This is a genomic window from Microcoleus sp. Aus8_D2, assembly GCF_036702665.1.
Lineage (GTDB): Bacteria > Cyanobacteriota > Cyanobacteriia > Cyanobacteriales > Microcoleaceae > Microcoleus.
The window spans coordinates 53439-60871 of sequence record NZ_JAUBUN010000045.1 but is presented as its reverse complement, the minus strand read 5'-3'; the positions used below and the strand labels follow the sequence as shown (position 1 = coordinate 60871).

Here is a 7433-nt window from a genome sequence, read left to right as displayed (position 1 = left end):
CAATTCCCAATTCCCAATTCCCAATTCCCAATTCCCAATTCCCAATTCCCAATTCCCAATTCCCAATTCCCGATTCCCCATGCCCCGATTCCCCATGCCCCGATTCCCCATGCCCCAATTCCCCATGCCCGATGCCCGATGCCCGATGCCCGATGCCCCATTCCCCATTCCCCATTCCCCATTCCCCGTTCCCAATCTAAAATCGCATGACTCACACGAATTATAATCGTCGATTTCGCAGCAAGAAACAAGGCGCTGCCAGAACTCCTCCTCGAAAACTTGTTTCCTTTGAACTGGGAAGCGTTAATTATGCGGTTCCTATTGAAAAAGTGCAGCGCGTTGTTAAAGACTTTAATCCCTACGGCTTTTTAGATAGCGGTCAAAGTTTAGTGCGGCACCAAGAAGAACTGATTACCCTGATTAATTTATCCAAATTTTTCCCCAGCAGCCGGAGCATTGCTGACTGCAACTATTTAATTGTTTGCACCTTAAATAAGAGCGATCGCTTGGGGATTGCCATTCCTGATATGCCCAAGATTTTAGAAATTGCCGAAGAAAGCTTCTGCGAAATTCCCGAATTGTACCGCCAACAGCAACTGCCTCCGCTAATAGAAAAGTTGATTCGCGCACCTGACGGTTCCGAAGTTTTTTATCTGAATTTGGATCTATTTAACTAAATGTAGCGCGCTGCTAATCAATGTTAGGTGTTTGCCGTCAGGAATGCGAGTCCTCTGATTTGCAATAAAACTCGCATTCCTGACTATAAACTAAATTTAGACTTTTATTTTAAGCAGACATAAGATGAGAATTGTGATAAAATTATAGCGAGATAAATGGGCAACAGACCATACACTATAAATAGTCTATTTGCAATTTTTTTATGAAAAAATTCACAATATTGTCGATCGCCCTGCTAATTTTTGGCGCAACTCTAGAATATCCGAAACTGGGACTCCAACTAAGGGCGATCGGGCAAACAGCAATACCGCAACCACAAACACCCCAACCAAAAGCCGAAGATCCCAAAAAACTCGGCTACGTCTCCCCAGAATTTGCCGAAAGATTCTCCCAGCAACAAATTGACCAAATCAACGCCAACGTCGAAACCCTCCTGCTAACTCAAAGCTGCGCCCGCTGCGACCTGCGAGCCGTAAAATTAGTTAACCTGCGCTTAAAAAATGCGATCGTCACAGGAGCAGATTTATCAGACGCCAACCTCAGCGGTAGTCGCTTCGAGATATCAGATTTTGTCAACACCAATCTTGCTCGCGCCGACTTAAGCGGCGCCGAATTAATCGGAGCCAGAATCAGCAACACCAACCTCCGCAAAGCCAACTTGACAGGGACAAACTTAGACGGCGCCGACTTGCGATTTTCCGACATGAGAGACGCCAACCTGTCAAATGCCAACCTCCGCAATGCTAATATAGATGGCGCTAGTGTCGATCGAGCCAGCATGGCCGGCACCACAATGCCCGACGGCCGAAAAAATTAATAAGAGAATCTTTCCTAGAGGCAGAAACCGGGTTTTTTTACGAGCTACTGCATCAAAGCCCTTAATCCCATAAAAACCCGGTTTCTTTGATATCGGTTCAAAAATGTAAATCAAACAGCCAAAAATTTCTGAACCACCGCATCACTCAAATCGCTAGTGCTTCCCGAAGCCACAATTCCGCCTTTCTGCATAGCATAATACCAATCAGCTTGCCGCACAAAATGCAAATGCTGCTCCACCAACAAAACCGAAATTCCCCTAGTAGCAACCACGCGGCGCACCGCAGCCTCTATATCCAAAATAATAGACGGTTGAATCCCCTCCGTCGGTTCATCCAAAACCAACAATTTCGGCTCACCCATCAAAGCCCTAGCAATCGCTAACTGCTGCTGCTGTCCCCCGCTCAAATCGCCCCCCATGCGATCGAGCATAGTCTTCAAAACCGGAAATAACTCAAAAATCTCATCAGGAACTTCAGGATTTTTTGTCATAATTGGTTTCGCTTCCAAACCTAACAACAGATTTTCTTTCACAGTCAAACGCGGAATAATTTCGCGCCCTTGAGGCACGTAACCAATCCCCAATTTAGCCCGTTGGTGAGTCAACTTAGAAGCAATAGGTTGTCCGCCAAAATTAATTGTGCCGCTGCGCGGTTGCAGCAAGCCCATAATCGTTTTTAGCATCGTAGTTTTGCCCACACCATTGCGGCCGATCAAGCAAACCATTTGTCCCGCATTAACGCTTAAATCCACACCGCGCAAAATGTGACTTTCGCCGTAATAAACATTCAAATCAGAGACTTGCAGCATATTATTTGGATTGGTAATTGGGCATTGGGAATTGGGAATTGGGCATTGGGCATTGGGCATTGGGCATTGGTATCGTGTCCGTTGAATTCCCCGGGCTCAAATTTTGTCGCCGGGGCGGGTTTATGTAGATTGTCGGTGAGAATGAAAGATTGTTGGTAAACCCGCCCCTACAAATCTTGTGGTTAATTTACCGAGCCTGATATGACTAATGACTAATGACTAATGACTAATGACTAATGACTGATGACTAATGACTAATGACTAATGACTAATGACTTTCCGGTTTTCCCAAATATACCTCAATTACGCGATCGTCATTTTGCACCTCATCCATCGTTCCCTCGCACAAAACAGCACCCTGATGCAACACCGTCACCTTTTTAGCAATTTGCCGCACAAACTCCATATCATGTTCTATCACTAACACCGAGTGACTTTGGGCCAGCGAAATCAGCAACTCTCCAGTTAACACCGTTTCCTCATCAGTCAAACCCGCCACAGGCTCATCCACCAACAACAAATCAGGAGATTGCGCCACCAACATCCCAATTTCCAACCACTGCTTTTCCCCGTGAGAAAGTAAACCAGCAGCAGTATCAGCTTTAGCAACCAAACCAATTGTTTCTAACAAACCTGAAACCGTGCGCTTTTCCTCTACAGGAGAATGCTTAAACAGAGTGGGAAATACATTTTTATCGCGGTTACAAGATAGCTCTAAATTTTCCCTAGGCGTTAAATTTAAGTAAACTCGCGGCGTTTGAAACTTGCGGCCAATCCCCAAACGAGCAATTTGATATTCGGACAATTTCTGCAAATTGCGACCTTTAAATATTACCCGCCCTTCCGTCGGCTGCACCTTCCCGGTAATCGAATCGAGAAAAGTTGTTTTCCCCGCACCGTTGGGGCCAATGATAACTCGCAGTTCGCCCGCATCCATACTGAAATTTAAACCATTGATGGCTTTGAAACCATCAAAACTAACAGTCAAGTTTTCTATTTCTAATACTTTTCCCTTCATCTGCTTATCCTTATTTTTCCTCGTAGGGTGCGTCAGTCAACAGTCCCTGAAAAAACGAAAAATCTCCGGGCTGACGCACCCTACATAACTGCGCACCGGTTGACTTTGAGTTGTAGGGTGCGTCAGTCAACAGTCTCAGAAAAAGCCGAAACATCTACTGACTGACGCACCCTACATAACTGCGCACCGGTTGACTTTGAGTTGTAGGGTGCGTCAGTACACAGTCCCTGAAAAAAATCAAAAATCTACTGACTGACGCACCTTACAAACTGCTTGTCCTTAATTTTAATTGTAGGGTGCGTCAGTCAACACTCTCAGAAAAAGCCGAAAATCTCCGAGCTGACGCACCTTACATAACTTTTATTCAGCAATATACAACAACCAATACCATTTTAATTTTAACTTCCTAGGTGCATCAGCCAATAGTCTCTGGAAAAGCCCACAAATCTGCTGACAGACGCACCCTACATGGGCACTAGCCACGATTGCTCATAAAGTCAAACGAAATACTGTTAGAACTGCTCGTTACTAGAGCTGGATTTGCAGCCATAATCCGCTCAGCCAACTTCGAGAGGGGCAGACTTTGCAAATACACTTTTCCCGGCCCCGTTAGCTTGACTAAAAACAAACCTTCGCCGCCAAATAAAGCATTTCTAAAGCCACCAACAAACTGAATATCGTAATCTACCGTCGGCGCAAAAGCTACCAAACAACCAGTGTCTGCTCGCAACACTTCGCCAACTCCCAAATTTTTCTCAACTATTGTTCCTCCCGCATGAACAAAAGCTAGCCCGTCACCCTGCAATTTTTGCAAAATAAAGCCTTCTCCGCCAAAGAAACCGGCACCCAACCGCTTGGTGAAAGCTACCTCTATTTCAATCCCGTTGGCGGCACAGAGAAAAGAGTCTTTTTGACATAAAAATTTACCGCCAAGTTTGCCTAAATCGAGGGGAATTACTTTACCCGGATAGGGGGCGGCAAAAGCGACGCGGGCCTTGCGATTTCCGGCGTTGACAAAGGTGGTAATGAAAAAACCCGCTCCTGTCAGCATCCGTTTGAAACCTTGAAAGAGGCCGCCACCTGTGGATGTTTGCATTTGGATGTCGCCTTCCATGTATGTCATGGTTCCAGCTTCAGCCCTCACGCCTTCTTTGGGATCTAGTTCAATCTCGATGAGTTGCAAATCGTCGCCGTAGATTTTGTAGTCAATAATATCTGCCATACGTTTCCCCTCAAGTTAAAAAAACGAAGCTGCTTGCTACTGATATCTAAGTAGGTGGACATATATATTGCATCTGGGTGCGAGTGATGTTAGCGAAGCGAGCCGGAGGAAAACTGGTCTCTAGTCTATGGCAATTGCTTCGTTTCTCTCGAACGGGTGACATTTATTTAAGTCCGCCTACTTATATATACACGATATTTTTGCAATCAATGTTCAAGTTCTTCTTTTTCGTGCTGCACTTCGGGGTCTTGTTCCAGGCTGGGGTAAGTAGATGCGTACTTTGGTTTTCTGAACAAGCGACGAATTGGCTCAAAATCTTGATATTGCACCCATCCGACTAAACCGTCGGGCAAGACTGTGACTACTATTAAGAATAGCGCGCCTTGGAAAAACAGCCAGACTTCGGGGAATTGTTCGCTCAAGAAACTTTTGCCAAAGTTGACTAGCAGCGCGCCCAATATTGCTCCTGATAGCGTGGCGCGGCCTCCCACTGCTACCCAAATTACCATTTCGATGGAAAATGCGATATCCATTGCTTTTGGCGAAATAATTCCCGTTTGTACGGTGAATAAAGCGCCTGCAATCCCGGCTAAACCGGCGGAAATTGCAAATACTAAAACTTTGTATCCTGTGGGATTGTAGCCGGAGAAACGCAGGCGCACTTCGTCGTCGCGAATTGCTAATAGCAACCGCCCGAAACGCCCGCTTGTCAGCCAGCGGCAGAGGGCGTAAGTTGCTACTAAAAATAGTATGGTGAGAATGTAGAAAATATATTGAGTATCTCGATTGTTTACTGTGGCTCCGAACAGGGTTTTAAAGTCTGTGAGTCCGTTGGTGCCGTTTATCAGTTTTTGCTGGCCGTTAAAGAAGTTGAAAAATACAATTGTTGCTGCTTGGGTGAGAATTGAAAAGTATACGCCTCGAATTCGATTGCGGAATACTAAGTAACCTAAAAGTCCGCCCAAGATGGCGGGGATGATGAATATTGCGACGACTGAGAAGGGAAATGAATAGAATGGTTGCCAAAACCAGGGCAGTTCGGTGACACCGTAGAGGCTCATGAATTCGGGTAATTGACTGCTGGCGGTTGGGGGTATTTGTAGTTTGAGGTGCATGGCGAAGGCGTAGCCACCTAGGGCAAAAAATACGCCATGTCCCAGACTGAGCAAACCTGTGTATCCCCAAATTAAGTCTATACCGAGAGCTGCAATTGCTAGTGCTAAAAATCGTCCCAATTGGTTTAGACGAGCGTCAGGAACTATTCCTGGGACGAGCACGATCGCAATTAGGGCGATCGCCCCTACAATTGCTGCTTCTTTGAACAGAGCCTTTTTTTCTGTATTCTTCATTTTTTTGGCGCTCAAAGCTGTAGTTTTTAATTCTCAACTGTGCGTCCTTTTTGCGGAAAAATTCCTCCCGGCCGCACTTGCAGAAAAGCCATAATTAAGGCAAATACCATCACTTTTGCCATGCTGGTGGTGGCGAAAAATGTAAAAAAATCAGCTAAAGGCTTGACAGGAGCGAACATTAATGCTAATGTTCCCGAACCGATCAGGTAATTTGCAGTGCCGATCGCCATTGCAGCAACTACACTCCCCATAATCTTGCCAACACCGCCCACAACCACCACCATAAAAGTATCAACTATATAATTTTGCCCGGTATTTGACCCTACGGAACCAATCAAACTAATCGCGCACCCAGCGACACCAGCCAACCCGGAACCCAAAGCAAAAGTCAGCGCATCTACTTGTTCCGTAGGTATTCCCAAACAAGCGCTCATGCTGCGATTTTGCGTCACAGCGCGAATCCGCAATCCCCACACAGACTTTTGTAAAAATAGGTAAATTCCCGCCAAACAAATGCCTGTCAGCGCAATAATAAAAAGTCTGGCGTAGGGTAACTGAAAAGTTCCCAGCGGGATGCCTCCGCGCAGCCATCCGGGCGCAGTCACGTCAACGTTTTGAGCGCCAAACCAAGGTTGAGTTACTGCGAGTTGGTAAGTTTGTGCTAAAAATGCGCTCGCCGCCCACGAAATACCCAAAGATAAAGGTAAAATTATGGCGGTAAATGTGTTGCGAGTGCGATCGAAATCCGAGCGCGATTTCAGCACCTGCAAACCGCCAAAAAATAGCAAACAGAACACCGCAATCCCAATTACCAGCACCCAACTGACGCTGCGGACAAACTGCTGTAAAATCAAACTTACGCCCCAAGTTGCCAGCAGAGTTTCTAGCGGGCGCCCGTAGAGATGGCGAATCACGCCTCGTTCCAGAATTAATCCTACCAGTGCAGCCACTAAAAAAGCTAAGGGAATGGCAAATAAAATATACATTTCAAAGGCAAATCCTCCAATCCCTTTGAAGACATTCTGCACTACAAAAGTTGTATAAGCCCCCAGCATCATCAACTCGCCGTGAGCCATATTAATCACGCCCATCAGCCCGAAAATAATCGCTAATCCCAGGGCTGCAATTAGCAAAACAGCGCCGATGCTAATGCCGTTAAATAAACCGTCTAATATCGCCACTTTTTTTCCTCCTGCATCAAGTCGGTTAACTTTGTTTTCGGATAATTAGAGGCGGGTTTTATCCCATTGGTGTCAACTTAGAACTAAAACCCTCTGTATATTTCGCTTATAGCCTAGTCAAGATCCCCCGCGCATCCCCCTTCTTAAGGGGAGTAGGGGTTGACGAAAGAAGACTCCAGTTCCCCCTTCTTAAGGGGAGTAGGGGTTGACGAAAGAAGACTCCAGTTCCCCCTTATTAAGGGAGTAGGGATTGACGAAAGAATGCTCTTACTCCCCCCTTATTAAGGGGGGCCGGGGGGGATCTCCGGGTTTAAAGACACGCCCTAGGGGGAGCGAAGATATGTTGCCAACATTAATAA

Annotated in this window: 8 protein-coding genes; 3 read left to right on the top strand and 5 right to left on the bottom strand. The window is 46.0% G+C overall.

What is annotated here, in order from left to right; all coding sequences use genetic code 11:
• Positions 1–206: 206 nt before the first annotated feature.
• Positions 207–677 carry a chemotaxis protein CheW gene (locus tag QUB64_RS26865; RefSeq protein ID WP_333266907.1) on the top strand — a complete coding sequence of 157 codons (471 nt, stop codon included), beginning with the start codon at positions 207–209 and terminating at the stop codon, positions 675–677.
• A 203-nt stretch (positions 678–880) separates the two neighbouring features.
• Complete coding sequence (locus QUB64_RS26860; RefSeq protein ID WP_333266905.1) at positions 881–1495, top strand: pentapeptide repeat-containing protein; 615 nt, start codon at positions 881–883, stop codon at positions 1493–1495.
• A 110-nt stretch (positions 1496–1605) separates the two neighbouring features.
• Here the strand turns inward: QUB64_RS26860 and urtE are convergent, their stop codons facing one another.
• On the bottom strand, positions 1606–2304 hold the full coding sequence (gene urtE / locus QUB64_RS26855; protein ID WP_333266903.1) for an urea ABC transporter ATP-binding subunit UrtE: 699 nt from the start codon (positions 2302–2304) through the stop codon (positions 1606–1608).
• Here urtE and QUB64_RS26850 point away from each other — a divergent pair.
• The gene (locus tag QUB64_RS26850) at positions 2296–2463 is read left to right on the top strand and encodes a hypothetical protein (protein ID WP_333266900.1); all 168 of its coding nucleotides are present in this window, start codon (positions 2296–2298) and stop codon (positions 2461–2463) included. The genes urtE and QUB64_RS26850 overlap by 9 nt on opposite strands.
• Before the next feature lie 109 nt (positions 2464–2572).
• Here QUB64_RS26850 and urtD read toward each other — a convergent pair whose 3' ends face one another.
• The 4 genes from urtD to QUB64_RS26830 all read right to left on the bottom strand — a co-directional run bounded on the left by urtD (position 2573) and on the right by QUB64_RS26830 (position 7074).
• Positions 2573–3322: an urea ABC transporter ATP-binding protein UrtD gene (gene urtD, locus QUB64_RS26845; RefSeq protein WP_333266898.1), complete on the bottom strand. Its 750-nt coding sequence runs from the start codon at positions 3320–3322 to the stop codon at positions 2573–2575.
• Positions 3323–3797: 475 nt separating this feature from the next.
• A complete protein-coding gene (locus QUB64_RS26840; protein ID WP_333266895.1) occupies positions 3798–4544 on the bottom strand; it encodes a TIGR00266 family protein in 747 nt (248 codons plus the stop codon).
• A 206-nt stretch (positions 4545–4750) separates the two neighbouring features.
• Positions 4751–5893, bottom strand: a complete 1143-nt coding sequence (urtC, locus tag QUB64_RS26835; RefSeq protein ID WP_333266893.1) for an urea ABC transporter permease subunit UrtC — start codon at positions 5891–5893, stop codon at positions 4751–4753.
• 26 nt (positions 5894–5919) lie between these two features.
• Positions 5920–7074 (bottom strand): ABC transporter permease, encoded by a 1155-nt coding sequence (locus QUB64_RS26830; protein WP_333266891.1) that lies wholly within the window; start codon positions 7072–7074, stop codon positions 5920–5922.
• Positions 7075–7433 lie beyond the last annotated feature (359 nt).